Here is a 17,861-nt window from a genome sequence, read left to right as displayed (position 1 = left end):
GTGATGGATAGAGCGCTGGAGATGCAGGTCTTCTGCACCGTCGTCGATAAAGGCAGCTTCGTCGGCGCAGCCGAGCCCTTGGAGATGTCCAAAGCGGCTATCTCGCGCTATGTGAGTGGTCTTGAAGAACGGCTCGGGGTGAGGCTGCTTCATCGAACAACGCGACGTCTTTCATTGACGGATGAGGGACGGCAGTTCTATCACCAGGCGCGTGAGGTGCTGGCGCTCATGGATCAGGCCGAGGAGGCCATATCGTCCACCGCACCGGAACCCAACGGCGTTCTTAGGGTGAATGCACCGGTCAGTTTCGGAGTGCTGCACTTGGCGCCGATATGGGGCGACTTCATGAAGGCCTACCCCAACATCGAGTTGGACATCAGCTTGAATGACCGGCTGGTGGATCTGGTGGAGGAGGGCTTTGATGCGGCTGTTCGCATTGCGCGTATGGAAAATTCTTCACTGGTAAGTCGCCGTCTGGCGGGCACGCGAATGTGCCTGTGTGCCTCGCCCGACTATCTGGCGAACCATCCTCAGGTGCGCACCCTGGCCGACCTGGCACAGCACGGGGTGGTTGCCTATACCAACTTTGCCAGCGGCAATGAATGGCAGTTCCAGGGCCCTGACGGCAGCGAAAGTGTGCGCACCCGTTCCATTGTTCGCTGCAACAATGGCGATACCTGTCGCAGCATTGCCTTGGCAGGGGGCGGTATTGCCTTGCAGCCCAGCTTTATGGTGGCCGAGGATTTGCGGGCGGGGGACCTGGTGGAGATTCTGCCTGAGTACCAGTCGGTCGAACTGGGCATCTACGTGGTCTACCCCACGCGCAAGCATCTGGCGCCCAAGGTTCGGGTGCTGATCAATTTTCTGGCCGAGCGATTTGCCCACCCTCGATGGGAGCAATAGCGGGCATTTCGCCGGGCACGGTCTGACTCAGCAGTTATCCAGGAAGCCCCGCAGGTCGCTGGCGAACTTTTCCGGGTTCTTCAATGCCAGGAAGTGGTCGCCCTGTTCAGCCTTGGTGTACACATGCAGCACGGAGCCCGCGACCACCGAATTCATCCAGCGTTGGCTGTCCAGCCAGTCGCTGTATTCGCCGGTGAAAATGGCGGTTGGAACATCAATCTTTGTTTGGATGACATCCCGCCAATCGTTAGTGACGTGATCGAACAGCACGCGCTCCAGGAACGCCATGTCATCCCTCACAACGGCCAGTGTCAGGCTGATGACGTTGTGAAAGTAGGGCGAGTCCAGGGCCATGGCCCGTTCCAGAACACGAGTCGCGCTGATCAGTTGGTTGGTGGGCGCTCCTTTGGCGTAGGACGCAATCATGCGCTCTGGTGAGGTGGTGAACGCCCCGGCTTGCAGTCGCTCCTGTTCCGTCCAGTCTGCGTGACAATAAATCGAGGGTGCCTGGTCGATGACGCTCAGCGTGCGTATGCCTTGTGTACCGAACAGGTCGATATAGGCCCAGAGGATTGACGCGCCCATCGACCAACCGCAGTAATCGGCTTGGGACACCCCCAGGTGATCTGCAAACTCTTTCACGTCCATGGCATATCGGGAAATACGGTTACCAAAGGCTACCTTTTCGGAAAGCCCCTGGTTTCTGACATCCAGGACGTACACGTGGTAATGCTGGCTGAGGATGTGCATGAGGTGAAAGTACAGCGCGCCGTTGGCTGACCAACCCGGGATGAAAATCAGCGGCCTGCCTGCACCGGCTTCCCAATAGGCGAGGTTGACCTGGTCGCTGGTGACAAAGCTGTTGAGTTTCAGGCCTTCAAAGTCAGAAACCCGAAACGCTTGGCCAGGGATTTCATGGGGAAAGTGAAAGTCTTCGCCGAGCAGCGAGAGAAGCGATTGATTGTTCAGTGGGTATTTCAAAGTGCAATCCCATCCAGTTGAAGAAATGGCGCAGTTGATTCAGGGCGCGAGGGGGCGGCTCTTCATCCATGCCGGCATTTATTGACGCCGAGCGGAGGCTGCGTACAGGTTTACGGCGATGCAGAGCGCCAAGACCAGCGCGGAAAATAGCATCGCGGTGGATAGCCCAGCGGAAAAAGCGGCTTTATCCGAATGCGCAATCATCGTGCCGAAGACAGCGACGCCGATCACGCCGCCCAGTTGCCGGGCGGAGGCCATCAGTCCGGAGGCGATTCCAGCGTCGTGCTGTGTAACCGAGGACAGCATCGAGTTGGTAATGGACGGTACCGACATGGCGCTGCCAATACCCACCAACATCAGTGCACCATTGAGCAACCAGAGCGAGGTGTCGGAAGTGGTTTGCGAAAGCGCAATGAACCCGACAATCTGAACGGTGAAACCCGTCGTGATAATGCGAGTGGCACCGAACCGCTTGGCGAACTTTGATGAGAGCATCGTTGAAAGTGTCAGCACCGCCGTCAGCGGGATGAACGATAAGCCTGTTTTGAACGCATCGTAGTGCAGGAATGTTTGGAAGTAGATGCTGAAAACAAAGACCGTTCCATAAAAGGTCAGATTGATCGCAGCGCCTGCGAGCGCCATGCTCCCCAGTACTTTGTTTTTGGCCAAGTGAGCGGGCAGTATCGGATGTTTTACCCGACGCTCAATCAGAACAAATGCCACCGCACAGATCACGGCCATCGCCATCGCGGTGAGTGTTTCGCTTACCCAACCTTTTGCACTGGATTCGGTTAAGCCATAGGTCAGCGAGGCCACGCAAATCGCAATACTGATCTGGCCTGGAATATCGACCTGCTTATCAACCCGAGGGGAGGCGGGGGCGCAGCGCAGGATCAACCCGATAGCCAGCAGGCCGATCGGAATATTCAGCAGAAATACGCTTCGCCAGCCGAAGTACTCGATCATCAGGCCACCGATCACGGGACCGGCCGCCAGTGCGATACCACCACAGGCGCCCCAGAGCGCCACACCGGAACGACGTGCATCGGGGTCATGAAATGACACGCGGATCAAGGTGAGTGATGTCGGTATCAGCAAGGCTGCGCCGATGCCCTGCACGACGCGCATCGTGATCAGCATGGTCATGCTGGCGGCGAGAGCACAGCCAACGGAGGCGAGGGTAAAGATAGCGAAACCCGCAGCAAAGACGGTTTTTGCTCCCCATTTGTCGCCCCATGCGCCTCCCAGGATAAGCAAGGCAGAAAAAGGCAGCGCGTAGCTGTTAATGACCCACTGCAGGCCTGTGAGGTCGGTGCCGAACGCGCTCTTAAGAGCGCCAAGGCCGACGTTAACGACGCTGACGTCAAGTTGAACGACAAGAAACCCCAGACAGGCAGCAATCAGAATCGCGCGTAACGAAGAAGGTGATTTGGAGATAGCGGTCACTGCTTCACTGCCCCAGGCATGTCGCGGTTGTGAGTCGATCGGCAGCCGCCAGCGGACGTCAGGACGTGCCTGGCTACCACTGGCAGCATTCGCTTACACGAATTGCAGAACGTCTTTAACGGCTTTACGAGGCTTTTGTGGCCAGTTGGCCGAGCCAGGATAGCCAACGGTGATCAACATCACGGGAATCTCAGTCGTGGCCAGACCAAATGCCTGCGCCACTGCCGACTGGTCGAACCCGATCATGGGCGCCGAAACCAGCCCTTGGCCCTTGGCGGCCAGCATCAGAGTCATGGCGGCCAGCGAACCAGAGCGGATCGCTTCGTCGCGTTGCAACTGCGGGTTTGCCTGGTACATGCCCTGCGCGGCGCCCACCCACATGTCGTAGATCGCCTGGTCAATGATGCCGGCATCCAAAGTCGGTTTCAGGGCCGCAGGTAGGGTTTCATGGGGATTGAGGGTGCCGCAGACAATAAAGGTCACGGCTGCATCCATGACCTTCTGTTGACCGTAGGCCAATGGCAGCAACCGCGCCTTTGCTTCGGCGCTGCGGACTGCCAGGAACTTCCAGTTTTGCAGGTTGAAGGCGGAGGGGGCGTGTGTAGCCAGATCGATCAGGTCGGTGACCTGTTGATCCGTCAGCTGACGTTCAGTGTCGTAGCTGTTGGCGGAAATTCGGGACTTAATGATTTCAGCAATACCGGACATGGTGATCTCTGTGTGGGAAAGGGGATGCGCGCAGTCCCGGTTGTTGCCGTCGAGCCTGCGCAGTCAATGAACTCAGCGGCTGAAGCCGTCGAAAGGGGTCATGTACACCGCCCCGAACGGGTCCAGGCGTTTTCGGACTTCGGCATCCGGTGTGCCATAGACCACCAGGCTGGCAATAGTGCACAGTTCGAGGAATCGCTTGCCGAAAGGCGCAAAGGTGGTGTCTACGTGGCTGACGACGGCATCGGCGTTATAGCGTTCAAGGATGTGAACGGTGCTGTTGTCTTCGTTGACGCTGTATTCATAAACCAGCGTGCCAGGCTCGGTGCGGGTGGCTGCCACGATCGTCGCGATCAGCGCCTTGAACTCCGGAAACTCTTCGGGTTTCACAGCGAGGGAGAACAGGCAGGAGATATGTGGGTGCATGGATAGCTCTTCCGTCAGAGGCTTCATAAAAAGCCTGTTGAGGATGCATCGCTGGCCAAGCCGATGCATTCGGTGCTGATGGGTCAGGATTTCTCCGGCGCGTCCCCGAACAGTTTGCCGGCGCCAGCCCAATCCGAAGCCGCAACGTCTTCAAAAATGACGTAGATATAGCTGGCATCGGTACCGGTGTGTTTGACGATGCTTTCGGTGATGTCTGCGGCAACAGCGGCTTTTTGCGCGTGTTCTTTACCTTCGAACCAGCTCACACGTACGACGGGCATGATGGTGTCCTCTTGGGGCATTGATCTGGAGAGAGGTGCGCGATGTGTCATCACGATCTGCACCGTTGTCTTTCGAGAACCCATCCTACTGTTGAACATTCTGGCGATAAATGGCCTAAAACTATAATCTGGGTAGACTTGAATTCTACAATCGGCGATCCAGCATGGTACCTATCGATTCGTTTCAGGGCGTCATCACGTTCGTCGTGGCTGCGCGCTCGACCAGCTTCACCCAGGCTGCCGAGCGTTTGGGCCTGTCAAAATCCGCTGTAGGCAAAGCCATTGCACGTCTGGAAGAGCGCTTGGGTACGCAGCTGTTTCATCGCACCACTCGCCGGATTTCCCTGAGCGCGGATGGTGAGGCCTATTTCGCGGCTTGCTCTACAGCACTTGAGGAGATTGGCGCTGCAGAGAGCGGGCTGGGGCCAGGCGGTGGTGAACCTTCCGGACGTCTGCGAGTGGACATTCCTGTGGCATTCGGTCGTCGTGTCGTCGCCCCGTTGCTGTTTGAGATCGCCAACAAGTACCCGGCTTTGCAACTGAACTTGACGTTTTCCGACCACCTTGTTGACCCGTTCGAGGAGGGTATCGATTTGTTGGTCCGTTTCGGAGAACTGCAAGACACCAGCGGTCTGGTGGCGCGGCGGCTGACCCGACAACGCTGGGCCATTTGTGCCGCCCCCGACTACCTGAGACGCTTTGGTGTTCCGCAGACTCTGGAAGACCTGAACCATCACCGTTGTATTGTCGGGCATCGACGCGGCCAGCCGTTGTCGTGGCGGGTCATGCAAGCGGGGCAGACCGTACGCTACGCGCCGCCCTCGACCCATCAGATTGGTGACGGCGAAGCGATGATTCTCGCAGCAGTCGCTGGCACGGGCTTGTGCCAGATGCCACGCAGCCTGTTCCAGGACGATATTGAAGCGGGCAGGCTGGTGGAGGTCCTGCAAGTGTATGAACCGGAAGCTGTCGATGTGCATGCCGTGTGGCCAAAGGTGTCCCATCTGCGGCCGAAGGTGAGGTACGTGGTCGATGAGCTGGTCAAGCTGTGTGAGCATTTGCAGTGATGCAGGCTGACGCCAGGTGAGCACCGTCAGCCTTCATCGCTCAATCGCTGAACAGATCAAACATCAGTTGCCGGAACCATTTGTTGGCCGGGTCCCGATTGTATTTACCGTGCCAGAACAAGTTGATGGCGATCTCGGGAAGCGGCAGAGGCAACGGCAGGCTCGTCAGCCCGAAGGGGCCCGCGCAGCTGTTAGCGAAACGCTCGGGCACCGTGGCGATCAGGTCTGTGTTCTGCAGGATATGGCCGACAGCGACGAAGTGTGGCACCTCCAGTCGAATGTCGCGTTGCAGGCCGGCCCGCTGCATATGTGTATCGATTTCTCCATGCCCGGTGCTGGCGGCGACGATCCGGACATGCCCGAATTCGCAAAAGCGCTCCCGTGTCATGGGCTGTTCAGTGAGAGGGTGGTCCTTGCGGCATAAGCACACGTAGCGATGGTGGAACAGGCGCCTCTGGTAGAAGCCCGCTTGTAGATCCGGCAGCAATCCGACGGCCAGATCCACCTCGCCATTGGCCAGACTCTCGGAAAGTTCGGCATTGCTGCGCAATGTGCTGACCGATATCCCGGGGGCCTGTTTGAGTAGGGCGTCGATCAACCGTGGCACAAAGTAAATCTCCCCGATGTCGGTCATTGCCACTACAAAGCGCTTCTGGCTGGTCGTCGGATCGAACTCGTCATGGCGATTGATCGCGCCGTGCAGCAGGTTGATTGCCTGGGAGACTGGTTCAGCCAGTTGAGCGGCATAGGGCGTCGGCTGCATCCCCTGATGGGTGCGCACAAACAATTCGTCATTGAACGTGTTCCGTAAACGCTTGAGCGCATTGCTGACGGCGGGTTGAGTCAGCCCAAGGCTCTCGGCCGCAGCTGAAACACTTCGATCCACCAGCAATTGGTGAAAGATCACCAGCAGATTTAGATCCAGTTCACGCAGGTTCATCGCAAATTTTCTCGGCTTTGAGGCGGCTCTTGAAAGTTAATTGGTATTCAGGATGGTGATAGTTTGTATGGGGTTTAGGGTATTTATCAATGGTTTGTGAATAGTCATGATCGGGCTATTCCAAAAACAACACATAAGGTTTCCTCCATGAGTAGCCCTCATTCTGTCTTGCAAGTGGGCATTGTTGGCGGTGGTATCGCTGGCGTTGCCTTGGCACTGGATCTTTGCCGTCATCAACATCTTGATGTGAAATTATTTGAAGCTGCTCCCGCCTTTGGCGAGGTCGGCGCAGGCGTGTCCTTTGGTGCGAACGCCGTCCGCGCCATCGAAGGACTGGGTATTGGCAAACCCTACGAACTCATCGCTGACCGCACCCCGCAACCGTGGCAAGACATCTGGTTTGAATGGCGTCGAGGCGTCGATGCCGGTTATCTCGGTGCCAGCGTTGCCCAAGGCGTCGGTCAGTCTTCCGTTCACCGCGCAGATTTCCTCGACGCCTTGGCCAAGCAATTGCCAGAAGGTATCGCCTGCTTCGACAAGCGTGCGGTTGGTGTCCATGAGACGGGGGACAGGGTCAGCGTTCAGTTCACTGATGGCACGGACTATCAGTGCGACCTTTTGATCGCCGCCGACGGTATCAAATCCTCGATTCGCGACTATGTACTCCAGGGACTGGGTCAGCCTTTGGTCGCGCCCCGATTCAGCGGAACCTGCGCCTATCGGGGAATGATCGACAGCGAGCAACTGCGCGCCGCCTATCGCACTGCGGGTGTTGATGAGCACCTGATCAACGTCCCGCAAATGTACCTGGGGCTCGACGCCCACATCCTCACTTTTCCGGTCAAGCAGGGCCGACTGATCAACGTGGTTGCGTTCGTTTCTGATCGCACCGACCCCAACCCGGTATGGCCGCAAGACACACCTTGGGTCAAAAGCACCAGCCAGGCCCAGATGCTGGAAGCGTTCTCCGAGTGGGGGGATGCCGTTCGCGTGCTGCTCGAGTGCATTCCCGAACCTACCCTCTGGGCGCTTCACGAACTGGAAGAGCTTGCAGGTTATACCCATGGCCGCGTAGGGCTGATCGGTGACGCTGCCCACGCCATGCTCCCCCACCAAGGGGCCGGGGCGGGGCAAGGGCTGGAAGATGCCTGGCTGCTCGCGCGACTGCTGGGAGACTCTCGGGTGCTTCAAAGTGATGCCCAAAGCGTGCTTGAGGTGTACGACGCTATCCGCAGACCTCGCGCCTGCCGCGTGCAGCGAACGTCCTGGGAAGCTGGCGAACTCTACGAGTTTCGAGACCGTCAGGTCGAAGACCAAGAACCCCTTCTGTCGACAACTCTGGCCAGTCGTTTCGACTGGCTGTGGAACCACGACATGCAATCGGACCTGGCAGAGGCTCTCACCCGGCTCGGGTGGTCAGAGGCCGTCTGATTGCGTTCCTGCAATGCGCCAGTTCCCAGAGGCTGGCGCGCTACACCCACAATAAAAATAGGTGAAACCTCTATGGCTATCAGCATTTCCCATACCCCCCCAATGCTTGAGTTTCTCCAGAACGCAGCAGGGCTGAAGAACGCGGCGGGTAACCCGCGCAATAAACAAATCGTGTTACGTATTCTGCAAGAGACCGCCAGGCTCATTGAAGAACTGGAGATCAGTGATGGTGAGTTCTGGGCCGGTGTCGAATACATCAATCGACTCGGCAAAAGCAACGAGGCCGGCCTGCTGGCGGCAGGCCTGGGCGTTGAGCACTTTCTCGATCTGCTCAACGATGCCAAGCAAGCCGAAGCCGGGCGCACCGGAGGAACACCGCGCACGATTGAAGGGCCTTTGTATGTAGCCGGCGCGCCGCTCAGTCAGGGCTATGCCCGCATGGATGATGGTGCCGAAGATGATGTCGCGACGCCTATGTTTGTCGAGGGCCAGATCCTGGATTTGCAAGGGCAGCCGATCGCTGGTGCCCTGGTAGACCTGTGGCAAGCCGACAGCCAGGGCAACTATTCCCACTTCGATAAAAGCCAATCCGAATTCAATCTGCGTCGTCGCATTGTGACCGACACCGAGGGGCGTTATCGCGCCAGAAGTATCGTGCCGTCGGGCTACGGCTGTAACCCTCAGGGTCCGACCCAGGAGTGCCTCAACCAATTGGGCCGCCATGGCCAGCGCCCGGCGCATATCCACTTTTTCGTATCCGCCCCGGGCTACGAACACTTGACCACGCAGATCAACCTGTCCAACGACAAATACCTCTGGGATGACTTCGCTTACGCCACCCGGGATGGATTGATTGGTGAGGTGCACTTCATCGATGACCAAGCCTTGGCTGCTGCCCATGAAGTGGCAGGACGTTTTGCACAATTGTCATTTGATTTTCAGCTGCGCCCGGCAGCCAACCCTGAAGCGGAGCAACGGAGCAATCGCCCGCGTGCTCTTCAAGAGGCGTAAGTCAAAGCGGCATACCCAGAAAAACTTATTCAAGAGGATAAAGGCATGTCCACAAGCGATCTCACAGCCATCGAAGTAACCGTCGCCGTGTTGCGTGAAGCAGGTGGCAAGCTCCATCTTGAGCGCGCAAAGCTGGCCGCCCCGCGTGCCGACGAGGTCCGCGTGCGTGTCGTGGCTACAGGTGTTTGCCACACCGATATGGTCGTTCGTGATCAGCTCTTTCCTACGCCGTTGCCAATCATCTTGGGCCACGAAGGTGCGGGCGTGGTTGAGGCGGTGGGCGCCGCGGTAACGACCATTGTTCCTGGCGATCATGTGGTCATGACTTATATGTCCTGCGGCTTGTGCCTGCCCTGCGAGACCGGGCATCCCGCACATTGTTCCCATATGCATCCGCTGAACTTCGGTGGCGGGCGCCTCGACGGCAGTACTTCCACCTGCAGCTGCGACACCGATGCTCCGATACATGACCACTTCTTCGGCCAGTCTTCCTTTTCGACCTACGTCATCGCCAACGAGCGCAATGTCGTGAAAGTCTCCAAGCAGGCTCCACTCGAACTGCTCGGCCCGCTGGGGTGTGGCATTCAGACGGGCGCAGGTTCGGTACTCAAAGCTCTGCAGGTAGAGGCGGGAGCCAGTTTCGCCGCCTTCGGTGCTGGCGCGGTAGGCCTGGCTGCGGTGATGGCGGCCAAGGTTGCTGGCGCGACCACTATTATTGCCGTCGACGTCATGCCGAGTCGCTTGAGCCTTGCGCTCGAAGTGGGCGCCACCCACGTGATTAACAGCCGGGAAGAAGACCCTGTTGAGCGGATTCGCGAGATCACTGGCGGCGGGGTGAATTACAGCCTGGAATGCTCTGGCCGCGCGGAAGTATTGCGTCAGGCCATCGACGCCCTCACCACGCTGGGGACCTGCGGGATTGTAGGGGCGACCAAGATGGGTACTGAGGTCGCGTTCAACATCAACGACGTCATGATCCCCGGCAAGCGAATCATGGGCATTGTCCAGGGCGACGTGGTCGCCAACGCCTTCATTCCCACCCTCGTCGAACTGCACCTGCAAGGTCGCTTCCCGTTTGACAAGCTGTGCCGGTTCTACGCGTTTGACCAGGTCAACAAAGCGATGGCCGACAGCGAAAGCGGTATCACGATCAAACCGATTCTACGCATGCCGGCCGCGGCCGACCTGGCGTGATTGTTCAGGCTCATTAAAGGACCCCAAAATGAATGTTCAGCTCGTAATCGACAATATCCCGCAAGATGCCTCGGACGGTAAGACCTACCAGCGTGTTGACCCTGTCAGCGGCAAGGTCGTCACCACTGGCGCCGCCTGCAGCGTCGAAGATGCCCGGCGTGTTGCGGCCTCTTCGCAGCAGGCGTTCAAAACATGGTCGAAGGTCGGTCCTACCGAACGTCGTCGTCTGTTGCTGGCGGCAGCCGATGTACTGGAAAGCAAGATGGACCTTTTCTGCAGTGTCATGGCAGAAGAGATCGGTGCTTCCCAGTTATGGTCGCAGTTCAATGTGGGGGCTTCGGCCAACCTGCTCCGTGAAGCCGCCGCACTCACGACGCAAATCAAGGGTGAAACCCTTGCCACCGACAAACCTGGCACTTTATCGGTAACCCTGCGTCAGCCCGCCGGTACGGTATTGAGCATCGCGCCCTGGAACGGCCCGGTCATCCTGGGCACCCGATCCATCGCCTACCCATTGGCGTGTGGCAACACCGTTATTTTCAAAGGTTCGGAAAATAGCCCGCGGACCCATGAGTTGCTGGCGCAGGCCTTCTATGAAGCGGGCTTTCCGCCCGGCGTGTTGAATTTCATCATCTCTGCGCCTGAAGATGCTGGCGCCGTGACGGAAGTGTTGATTGCCCACGATACGGTTCGCCGGGTGAACTTCACCGGTTCGACCAAAGTCGGCCGGATGATTGCCCAGACCAGTGCGAAACACCTTAAACGCTGCCTTCTGGAGCTGGGCGGCAAGGCGCCGTTTATCGTGCTCGATGATGCCGACCTGGATGGCGCAGTCAATGCCGCAGTGTTTGGCGCCTTTCTGTACCAGGGGCAAATTTGCATGTCGACCGAACGGTTTGTCGTCGATGAAGCCGTGGCGGACGTGTTCGTTTCAAAGTTCGCGCAGCGTATCCGCAATCTTGAGCAGGGTAACCCTGTGACCAACCCTGCCAGCGTGGTGGGACCGATGATTTCCCAGGGCTCCGTGCAGCGCATCAACCAGTTGCTCGACGATGCCATCGGCAAGGGCGCCAATATTGTTGTAGGTGGGCTGGCGGATCAGGCTCAAATGGCGCCGACGCTGGTGGACCGAGTGTCCTCAGCGATGGAGATCTACGATGAAGAAACCTTCGGCCCGGTCACTACTGTGGTGCGAGTCAAAGGCGCCGAGCAGGCGCTGGAAGTCGCCAACGACACCGCGTTCGGCCTGTCATCGGCGATTTTTAGCCGCAATGTCAGCCTCGCCCTGGACCTCGCCAGCCGGTTGGACGCGGGTTGCGTGCATATCAACGGGGCCACCGTGCAAAACGAACCACAGGCACCTTATGGCGGCATGAAGAACAGTGGCTACGGCCGGTTCGACGGCAGCGCCGTGATCGAAGAGTTCACCGAAGTGAAGTGGGTCACGGTCGAGCCCTCCGACCAACTTTATCCGTTCTGACGTCAGGTCACGGTGATCGGCTCTGAGGAGCCGGTTACCGACACTCCTTGCTTTTGACGACGACACCCTTGCGCCAAGCGGTACTGGATCAAGCTAACAATTGCTCTTTAGGTTTGCTTATGCACGCTCAAGCGCTGGAGCTTCATTTACTTGAAGGTCTTTTGCAGCATGGAAATGATCAGTGCAATGGCGGCTACTACGATGACAGCCCAAAAGTATTCCATGCTTGCGACCAGGGTTGATTGTTGGTGCAAGGATTGTGCAAGCGTCGACACTGAAATCTGACTGGCTGGGCCCGCGCCTACGGCAGGGGTGAGTGCTTGAGTCAGCATCTGAGTCTGTTCCAGATAGAGCGGATCGCCTGAGCTGAAATGCCCGTTGAGGTTGTTGTATTGCAGGGTGGTGCGCCATTGCAGAAACAGGGTGGCAACGGTGGTGCCGAGTGCCATGGCAATCTGCGCCAGCATACTTTTGATCTGATAGGCATGGGCGAACAGCGTGTCATGGTGTGTCACGTCACGAAATGTCTGCATGGCCGCCGTGGCGAGCACCAGCATCACGAAGCACCCGTTAAGCACCAGCGCAGGCAAGATGTTCGACCACATATTGGCGTCGGGTGTCAGGGATGACAGCAGCATGCCAAAACTGATCAGGGCAACGAATCCGGCCACGAAAAACTTCTTGGGAGCTGGGTACTTTGGAATGACGATGGCCATGACGATCCATGTCAACAGCGCACCAGCCAAGCCGAAGGCCTGGAACGTACCGATGGTGTCCCAGGAATACCCCAGCGCCGTTTGCAGGAAGTACGGCAAAATGTAGTTGTTGCTGCCTAGCACAATGTAGGTGAAGCAGAACAACGCAACCCCGAGGATGTAGCGAGACTGCATCAAGTCCTTGACCTTAAGGAAGGGCGCCTCTTTACCGTGTTCGGCGTGGAAGAAGATATACACGCCCAGGGCGGCTAGCAGCGCGAAGGCGAGGAGGATGAACGTCTCGTTGTAAAAGTCGTAGTAGGAGCGCTGGAGCACATACAGCAGGAAGAAAGTACTGACGGATAACAACAGGATGTTCGCCGGGCTGGAGGGCGTCTGGTCATCCTCATGAATCGGTGTGTTGGGTAAAAAGCGAGTGCAGAGCACGGCCGCCGCCGACGCACCGGCGATCAGTAGCCAGAAGATCGCGTGCCACGTGTCCTCGACGACTACCAGTGATGAAAGAAAGGGCGCCGCTGCCGTACCGCTGGCCAGCCCCGTGGCGAATACTTTTACCCCGACGAATCGCCCGGGACCCGGCGGGAGCAGGTTGACCATCAGGCGTGCGGAGGTCATGAACGATGCGCCTCCCAGCGCCATGACCACGCGGCCGGCGGTGAAGGTGGTCAGGTCACTGCTGACGCCGCACACAAAAGCCCCCAACACGTAAATGCTGATGGAGCCCAGCATGAAGTTGCGCCAGCCGAGCCGTTCCACCAACCAGCGCTGTTTTGAGATAACCACCACTGCGATACACGCATAGAGCGCTGCAATCAGGGTGAATTCTTCAGGGCTGGCGTCAATCTCGCCGCGGATGGGGGCGGAGGCAAAGGCGATCATGCCTGCCTGCAGATACTCCAATGCGCACAGCAGCCCTACGGTGATCAACAAGGCGGCGTTTTTCCGGTACATGAGCTACCCCGTCAAGGTTTCAGATGCTTGGCATATTGGCCACGGTCATCGTTGGCGCTGATCACTTGCTCCACGACGTCATTGGCGTCCTTGAGCTCATTTTCAAAGACGTTGGTGCTGTAGGCCGGTTGCGCGGGCGTCTTTTTATTGAGTACCTGGCCACTGGTGTCGGTGGTATCTACAGACACGTGCATGGAGAGTCCGAGGCGCAGCGGGTTGGCGGCGATTTCCTCAGGTTGCAGGGCGATTCGCACCGGCACGCGCTGGGTCACCTTGATCCAGTTACCCGTGGCGTTTTGGGCGGGCATCAAGGAAAACGCACTGCCGGTGCCGGCATCCAGGCCCACGATGGTGCCGTGAAAAACCACTTTGCGGCCATAGGCATCGGCACGCAGCACTACGGGTTGGCCGATCCGCAAATCCTGGATCTGCGACTCCTTGAAGTTAGCGTTCACCCACACTTGATCAAGCGGAACCACCGACATCAGCGCCACGCCCGGATTGATGCGCTGGCCAACTTGCACGCTGCGTTTGGTGATCAGGCCGGTAACCGGCGAGTAGATTTGCGTGCGATGCAGGGAAATAAAGGCATCGCGTAAATTGGCTGCGGCCACCAGCACATCGGGATGGGTGCGCAGCGTCGTATTGTCGACCATAGCCAAGCGAACGGCCAGTGCATGCTGGGTGCCGTCGAGGCCTGCCAGGGCGTTTTTGAGGACTTCCTCGGCATGGCTGATCTCTTCACGGGAGACAGCGCCGCTGGCGGCAAGTTGACTGCGCCGGCGGACGTCGTCCTGGGCCTTGCGCACGTCGTTCTGTCGTTGGCTGACCTCAGCTTCCAGTTGTTGCACCTGGTAATACTGGGTGCGGGCCTGACGCACGGCGCGGGCCAGGTTGGATTGGGTGCGTTGGTACTGGATCTCGGCATCAACGGCGTTGAGCGTGACCAGAGGCGCATGGGCATCGACATGGTCGGTGTTGTCGCCACTAATCATCGTCACGGTGCCGCTGACCTGGGAGGTCACCTGAACGATGTTGCCGTCCACATAGGCATCGTCGGTAGATTCAGTGCCAAGTCCCATCAGGTACCAGATTCCCAAGGTGGCCATTAACAGCACAATGCCCAGGATCAGCAACAACTGCGGACGATAGGATGCTTTGGGTTGAGCGGGATGGACAGGGGAGGGTGTTTGGGTGGTCATGATTTATCAGCTACGGTTGGGAGTGCAGGGGCGGTGGTGGAGAGCTCGGGGCGATAGCCGCCGCCCAGCGCCCGGCTCAAGTTGGCTTGCAGAGAAAGCGCACGGGACTGCAGCGTGACCAATTGACTTTTCTGGGTCAGTGTCGCGTTCTCGGTGGCCAGCACTTGCAGGTACGTTGCCAACCCCGCGCCATAGCGCAGGTTGACCAAATCGGCCGCGGCCTGGGCTGTGTTGACCGCTTCAGTCTGTTGTACCAGGCGCTCTTTCAACCAACGCAGCGAAGACAATTGATCCGCAATGTCACGTAGTGCGTCGATGACGGTCTGGTTGTAGTTTTCAACGGCGAGGTCGTAAGCCGCATCCTGAGCATCCAAATTGCCGCGCAAGCGTCCACCCTCGAAGATGGGCAGGCTGATCGCCGGCGAAAAGCCCAAAATTCGACTGCTATGGTCGTTGAAGGTGTCGAACGCGAGGCTTTGCAGGCCAATAAAGGACGTGAGGTTCACGTTTGGGTAAAACCGGGCTTTGGCCACATCAATCTCATGCCCCGATGCCTCTACGCGCCAGCGTTGAGCGACCACATCGGGACGGTGCCCGACCAGCTCGGCAGGAATATGGCTGGGTAGCGCGACGGTGTTGCTTGCCTGCATGTGGGGGCGGGCGATCGAGCGTCCACGGTCAGGTCCCTTGCCCAGTAAAGAGGCGAGCTTGTTCTGGTTAAGCTCAATCACTTCTTTGAGGCCCGCAATATTGGCCCGGCTGGCGGGCAGCGAGGCTTGGGATTGCTTTATGTCGATCTGCGTGCCCAATTCGGCGGTAAAGCGCTGCTGCGTCAGCTGTTCGATGTGGACTTGCTGGTCGAGTAAAGCTTGAGCAACGTCAAGTTGCTCATAAGTGTCCTGCAAGGCGATGTAGGTTTGTACGATGGACGCCGATAGCATCAGCGCAGCCGCGTGGCTGTCGATCTCAAGCGCATGTCGGCGGCCCACGGCGGCTTCAACGGCGGAACGATTCTTACCCCAGAAATCCAGTTCGTACCCGACATTCAGTGTCGCCTGGTTGACGTTTTGCCAGGTGCCTTTCACGGGCGCGGGCGTGGTGCCGTTAGCACTGAAGCGTTCGCGGGTGGTACTTGCCGTCGCGTCAATTCGAGGCAACAGCGAGGCACTTTCGATGGCCTCCAGGGCGCCAGCCTGGTGCACACGAGCGGCGGCGGAGCGCAGTGTCGGACTATCCGCGAGCGCCTCTTCGACCAATGTGTTGAGCTGCGCATCGTTGAAGCTGGTCCACCAGGTTTCGGTTGGCCAAGCGGCAGGCGATAACGTGATGCCGCTATTGGCCAGGGTTTCACCGGCATCCCCGGGTGAGAGCATTCTGGACTGGGGCTTCAAGTCGCTGAAAGAGCAACCGGCAAGCAGGATCAGCAGGACAGCGGCTGACGCTTGGGCGGCAAAGGGGCGTCTGGATCGCACGTCCGTAAACCCCTCATTTTTTCGACTGTTCATGAACGGTATTCTCTGGCGTAAAGACTGACGGGCAGCAATGAAAAGATGACGGGTTATGAGTGCGGTGAAGCTAATAAAAACTATCAGTGTCGTTAGGGGCAAAAAAAAGATTCAGGTACCCAATCGACTATCGAACTCTCAAGCCTTTGACGATCACAGCGACCGAATTGTCGATGTCGTCAAGATTATCCAGGTTCGCGGTGACCAGATGCAGCCAGGACATACCTGTGAGCATCGAGACGGCAACTTCGACTGCAGGGCCGTCGACAATCTCCCCAGCGCTCACAGCTCTGGCGAATATCTTGCGCAAAGTACGTTCGCGACGCGGTAAAAATTCCTCTCGGAATTCCGCAATGGCCTTTGAATCCAACTGAATTTCAATGAAGACACTGCGAAGGGTTTCGCCGGCGCTTGAAGACCGCCACCAACTCCAAAGCGAGCGCAAATGTTCAATCAAATCCTGTTCCAGATTCCCGGTGTCGGGGGAGGTGACGAAAGTCAACGCTGTGCGCTCGTAAACATCCCTCAACAAAGCGCCTTTGCTGCGCCACCACCGATAGATGGTCGGCTTGCTTGACCCGGCGCGCTCGACAAGTGCGTCCATGGTGAACGCCCGATACCCTTGCTCTTCAAGAATAGCGGCGGCTGCTTCCAGGATGGCCTCGGTGCTTTGCGGGCTGCGCACTGCGCCAATCGAGGATCGGCTACGTGGTTTGGCAGGCGTGGACTTGGTGGTCTTTTGGGGCATGGGCTTGGCGATGCTCGAAATCGGATGTTCAGTGCTTTGCGAATTCTATAGAAACTGACAGTGTTTATACAATGGCGTTTTTCCAGTGGCAACGTAGCTAGCTGATGGTCGGAGGGGCTGCTTGCCGGTGGGGCGCGACGATGAGTTGAAAACTTGCAGGCATTGCTGTCTACGGGAACCGTCTGAACGTCAGGCTGATACGCGGGGTGACCGCAGCGTTGGTTTTCATCAGTGCATGGAACCAATATTGTTGTGTGTCCCCTCGCATCACGATCAGTTGTCCATGGTGCAGAGCCATTTCCCGGCGTTCACCAGAGCCCTTGTGTTTGAAGGCAAACTTTCGAGTTCCCCCCAGGCTCAGTGACGCGATCACAGCGTGCTCACCCATAGCCTCACTGTCGCTGTGCCATCCCATGCCTTGGGTGCCATCCTCATAACGATTGAGTAAGCACGAGTTGAAAGTCGTTGCGGTCAAGTGCTCAACCCGGGCTCTGAGCGAGTCGAGGATTTCGACATCCCATGGCAACGATTGTCTCAGAACGCCGGAATGGATGTAGCGCGATGGGGTGTCTGCATACCACGCCACTTGGCGCCTGGTTTCGATGACGTTGCCATTGATGATCGCAGTATCGGCCTGCCAGGCAATATCTGATTTCAGGCATGAGAAAATAACATCAGCTTCTATCATGCTCAGGACAATGCCGAAATCGTTCACGACACCATCAGAAGGAAGTAGATTGAGATCCTCGGGTCGAGCCAGAAATAGGTCTGTTTGCATGGGTGCATCCATTCGGCGATCAAGAAATTTAAAGCGTGGCTGAGAGGGTGTACCGAGGACCGGCCATTAATTTAATGGGCAAGGAATAAGTTT

General features: G+C 57.8%; 17 protein-coding genes. 6 read left to right on the top strand and 11 right to left on the bottom strand.

Annotated features, from left to right (window positions below; all coding sequences use genetic code 11):
• The first annotated feature begins 3 nt into the window (after positions 1-3).
• Positions 4-903, top strand: a complete 900-nt coding sequence (locus tag JN756_RS20810) for a LysR family transcriptional regulator (RefSeq protein ID WP_201021268.1) — start codon at positions 4-6, stop codon at positions 901-903.
• Between the two features lie 27 nt (positions 904-930).
• Here JN756_RS20810 and JN756_RS20805 read toward each other — a convergent pair whose 3' ends face one another.
• From JN756_RS20805 to JN756_RS20785, 5 genes are all read right to left on the bottom strand, one after another.
• The gene (locus tag JN756_RS20805) at positions 931-1,884 is read right to left on the bottom strand and encodes an alpha/beta fold hydrolase (RefSeq protein WP_201021267.1); all 954 of its coding nucleotides are present in this window, start codon (positions 1,882-1,884) and stop codon (positions 931-933) included.
• Between the two features lie 78 nt (positions 1,885-1,962).
• Complete coding sequence (locus JN756_RS20800) at positions 1,963-3,321, bottom strand: MFS transporter (protein WP_201022316.1); 1,359 nt, start codon at positions 3,319-3,321, stop codon at positions 1,963-1,965.
• Between the two features lie 102 nt (positions 3,322-3,423).
• Positions 3,424-4,038: a nitroreductase family protein gene (locus JN756_RS20795; protein WP_201021266.1), complete on the bottom strand. Its 615-nt coding sequence runs from the start codon at positions 4,036-4,038 to the stop codon at positions 3,424-3,426.
• Positions 4,039-4,110: 72 nt separating this feature from the next.
• Positions 4,111-4,464, bottom strand: coding sequence for a putative quinol monooxygenase (locus JN756_RS20790; protein ID WP_201021265.1), 354 nt, complete (start codon positions 4,462-4,464; stop codon positions 4,111-4,113).
• A gap of 83 nt (positions 4,465-4,547) precedes the next feature.
• Positions 4,548-4,745 carry a tautomerase family protein gene (locus JN756_RS20785; protein WP_201021264.1) on the bottom strand — a complete coding sequence of 66 codons (198 nt, stop codon included), beginning with the start codon at positions 4,743-4,745 and terminating at the stop codon, positions 4,548-4,550.
• A gap of 164 nt (positions 4,746-4,909) precedes the next feature.
• Between JN756_RS20785 and JN756_RS20780 the strand changes: the two genes are divergently transcribed.
• On the top strand, positions 4,910-5,812 hold the full coding sequence (locus tag JN756_RS20780; RefSeq protein WP_201021263.1) for a LysR family transcriptional regulator: 903 nt from the start codon (positions 4,910-4,912) through the stop codon (positions 5,810-5,812).
• Positions 5,813-5,852: 40 nt separating this feature from the next.
• Here the strand turns inward: JN756_RS20780 and JN756_RS20775 are convergent, their stop codons facing one another.
• Complete coding sequence (locus JN756_RS20775) at positions 5,853-6,752, bottom strand: LysR family transcriptional regulator (protein WP_201021262.1); 900 nt, start codon at positions 6,750-6,752, stop codon at positions 5,853-5,855.
• Between the two features lie 147 nt (positions 6,753-6,899).
• Between JN756_RS20775 and salA the strand changes: the two genes are divergently transcribed.
• From salA to JN756_RS20755, 4 genes are all read left to right on the top strand, one after another.
• A complete protein-coding gene (gene salA, locus JN756_RS20770; RefSeq protein WP_201021261.1) occupies positions 6,900-8,183 on the top strand; it encodes a salicylate 1-monooxygenase in 1,284 nt (427 codons plus the stop codon).
• Between the two features lie 72 nt (positions 8,184-8,255).
• On the top strand, positions 8,256-9,194 hold the full coding sequence (catA, locus tag JN756_RS20765) for a catechol 1,2-dioxygenase (RefSeq protein ID WP_201021260.1): 939 nt from the start codon (positions 8,256-8,258) through the stop codon (positions 9,192-9,194).
• A 45-nt stretch (positions 9,195-9,239) separates the two neighbouring features.
• Positions 9,240-10,388: an NAD(P)-dependent alcohol dehydrogenase gene (locus tag JN756_RS20760; protein WP_201021259.1), complete on the top strand. Its 1,149-nt coding sequence runs from the start codon at positions 9,240-9,242 to the stop codon at positions 10,386-10,388.
• Between the two features lie 28 nt (positions 10,389-10,416).
• Complete coding sequence (locus tag JN756_RS20755; protein ID WP_201021258.1) at positions 10,417-11,868, top strand: aldehyde dehydrogenase; 1,452 nt, start codon at positions 10,417-10,419, stop codon at positions 11,866-11,868.
• 146 nt (positions 11,869-12,014) lie between these two features.
• Here JN756_RS20755 and JN756_RS20750 read toward each other — a convergent pair whose 3' ends face one another.
• From JN756_RS20750 to JN756_RS20730, 5 genes are all read right to left on the bottom strand, one after another.
• Positions 12,015-13,535 (bottom strand): MFS transporter, encoded by a 1,521-nt coding sequence (locus tag JN756_RS20750; RefSeq protein ID WP_201021257.1) that lies wholly within the window; start codon positions 13,533-13,535, stop codon positions 12,015-12,017.
• Between the two features lie 11 nt (positions 13,536-13,546).
• The gene (locus JN756_RS20745) at positions 13,547-14,737 is read right to left on the bottom strand and encodes an HlyD family secretion protein (protein WP_201021256.1); all 1,191 of its coding nucleotides are present in this window, start codon (positions 14,735-14,737) and stop codon (positions 13,547-13,549) included.
• Positions 14,734-16,242, bottom strand: coding sequence for an efflux transporter outer membrane subunit (locus tag JN756_RS20740; protein WP_201021255.1), 1,509 nt, complete (start codon positions 16,240-16,242; stop codon positions 14,734-14,736). Before JN756_RS20740 ends, JN756_RS20745 begins: the two co-directional genes overlap by 4 nt.
• Positions 16,243-16,369: 127 nt before the next feature.
• Positions 16,370-16,990 (bottom strand): TetR/AcrR family transcriptional regulator, encoded by a 621-nt coding sequence (locus JN756_RS20735; protein ID WP_201021254.1) that lies wholly within the window; start codon positions 16,988-16,990, stop codon positions 16,370-16,372.
• Positions 16,991-17,159: 169 nt separating this feature from the next.
• Complete coding sequence (locus JN756_RS20730; RefSeq protein WP_201021253.1) at positions 17,160-17,768, bottom strand: alpha-ketoglutarate-dependent dioxygenase AlkB family protein; 609 nt, start codon at positions 17,766-17,768, stop codon at positions 17,160-17,162.
• Positions 17,769-17,861 lie beyond the last annotated feature (93 nt).

The sequence above is a fragment of the Pseudomonas sp. Y39-6 genome (genome assembly GCF_023651955.1).
In the GTDB taxonomy this organism is placed as follows: domain Bacteria; phylum Pseudomonadota; class Gammaproteobacteria; order Pseudomonadales; family Pseudomonadaceae; genus Aquipseudomonas; species Aquipseudomonas veronii.
Note: the sequence above shows the minus strand (reverse complement) of the source record. Positions and strands in the feature narration are given on the sequence as shown.

Coding starts and splice junctions, on each gene's coding strand:
- JN756_RS20775 (WP_201021262.1), bottom strand. CDS start 6,752: ATGAACCTGCGTGAACTGGATCTAAATCTGCTGGTGATCTTTCACCAA.
- JN756_RS20730 (WP_201021253.1), bottom strand. CDS start 17,768: ATGCAAACAGACCTATTTCTGGCTCGACCCGAGGATCTCAATCTACTT.
- JN756_RS20750 (WP_201021257.1), bottom strand. CDS start 13,535: ATGTACCGGAAAAACGCCGCCTTGTTGATCACCGTAGGGCTGCTGTGC.
- JN756_RS20760 (WP_201021259.1), top strand. CDS start 9,240: ATGTCCACAAGCGATCTCACAGCCATCGAAGTAACCGTCGCCGTGTTG.
- JN756_RS20810 (WP_201021268.1), top strand. CDS start 4: ATGGATAGAGCGCTGGAGATGCAGGTCTTCTGCACCGTCGTCGATAAA.
- JN756_RS20790 (WP_201021265.1), bottom strand. CDS start 4,464: ATGCACCCACATATCTCCTGCCTGTTCTCCCTCGCTGTGAAACCCGAA.
- catA (WP_201021260.1), top strand. CDS start 8,256: ATGGCTATCAGCATTTCCCATACCCCCCCAATGCTTGAGTTTCTCCAG.
- JN756_RS20780 (WP_201021263.1), top strand. CDS start 4,910: ATGGTACCTATCGATTCGTTTCAGGGCGTCATCACGTTCGTCGTGGCT.
- JN756_RS20740 (WP_201021255.1), bottom strand. CDS start 16,242: ATGAACAGTCGAAAAAATGAGGGGTTTACGGACGTGCGATCCAGACGC.
- JN756_RS20795 (WP_201021266.1), bottom strand. CDS start 4,038: ATGTCCGGTATTGCTGAAATCATTAAGTCCCGAATTTCCGCCAACAGC.
- JN756_RS20755 (WP_201021258.1), top strand. CDS start 10,417: ATGAATGTTCAGCTCGTAATCGACAATATCCCGCAAGATGCCTCGGAC.
- JN756_RS20785 (WP_201021264.1), bottom strand. CDS start 4,745: ATGCCCGTCGTACGTGTGAGCTGGTTCGAAGGTAAAGAACACGCGCAA.
- salA (WP_201021261.1), top strand. CDS start 6,900: ATGAGTAGCCCTCATTCTGTCTTGCAAGTGGGCATTGTTGGCGGTGGT.
- JN756_RS20735 (WP_201021254.1), bottom strand. CDS start 16,990: ATGCCCCAAAAGACCACCAAGTCCACGCCTGCCAAACCACGTAGCCGA.
- JN756_RS20745 (WP_201021256.1), bottom strand. CDS start 14,737: ATGACCACCCAAACACCCTCCCCTGTCCATCCCGCTCAACCCAAAGCA.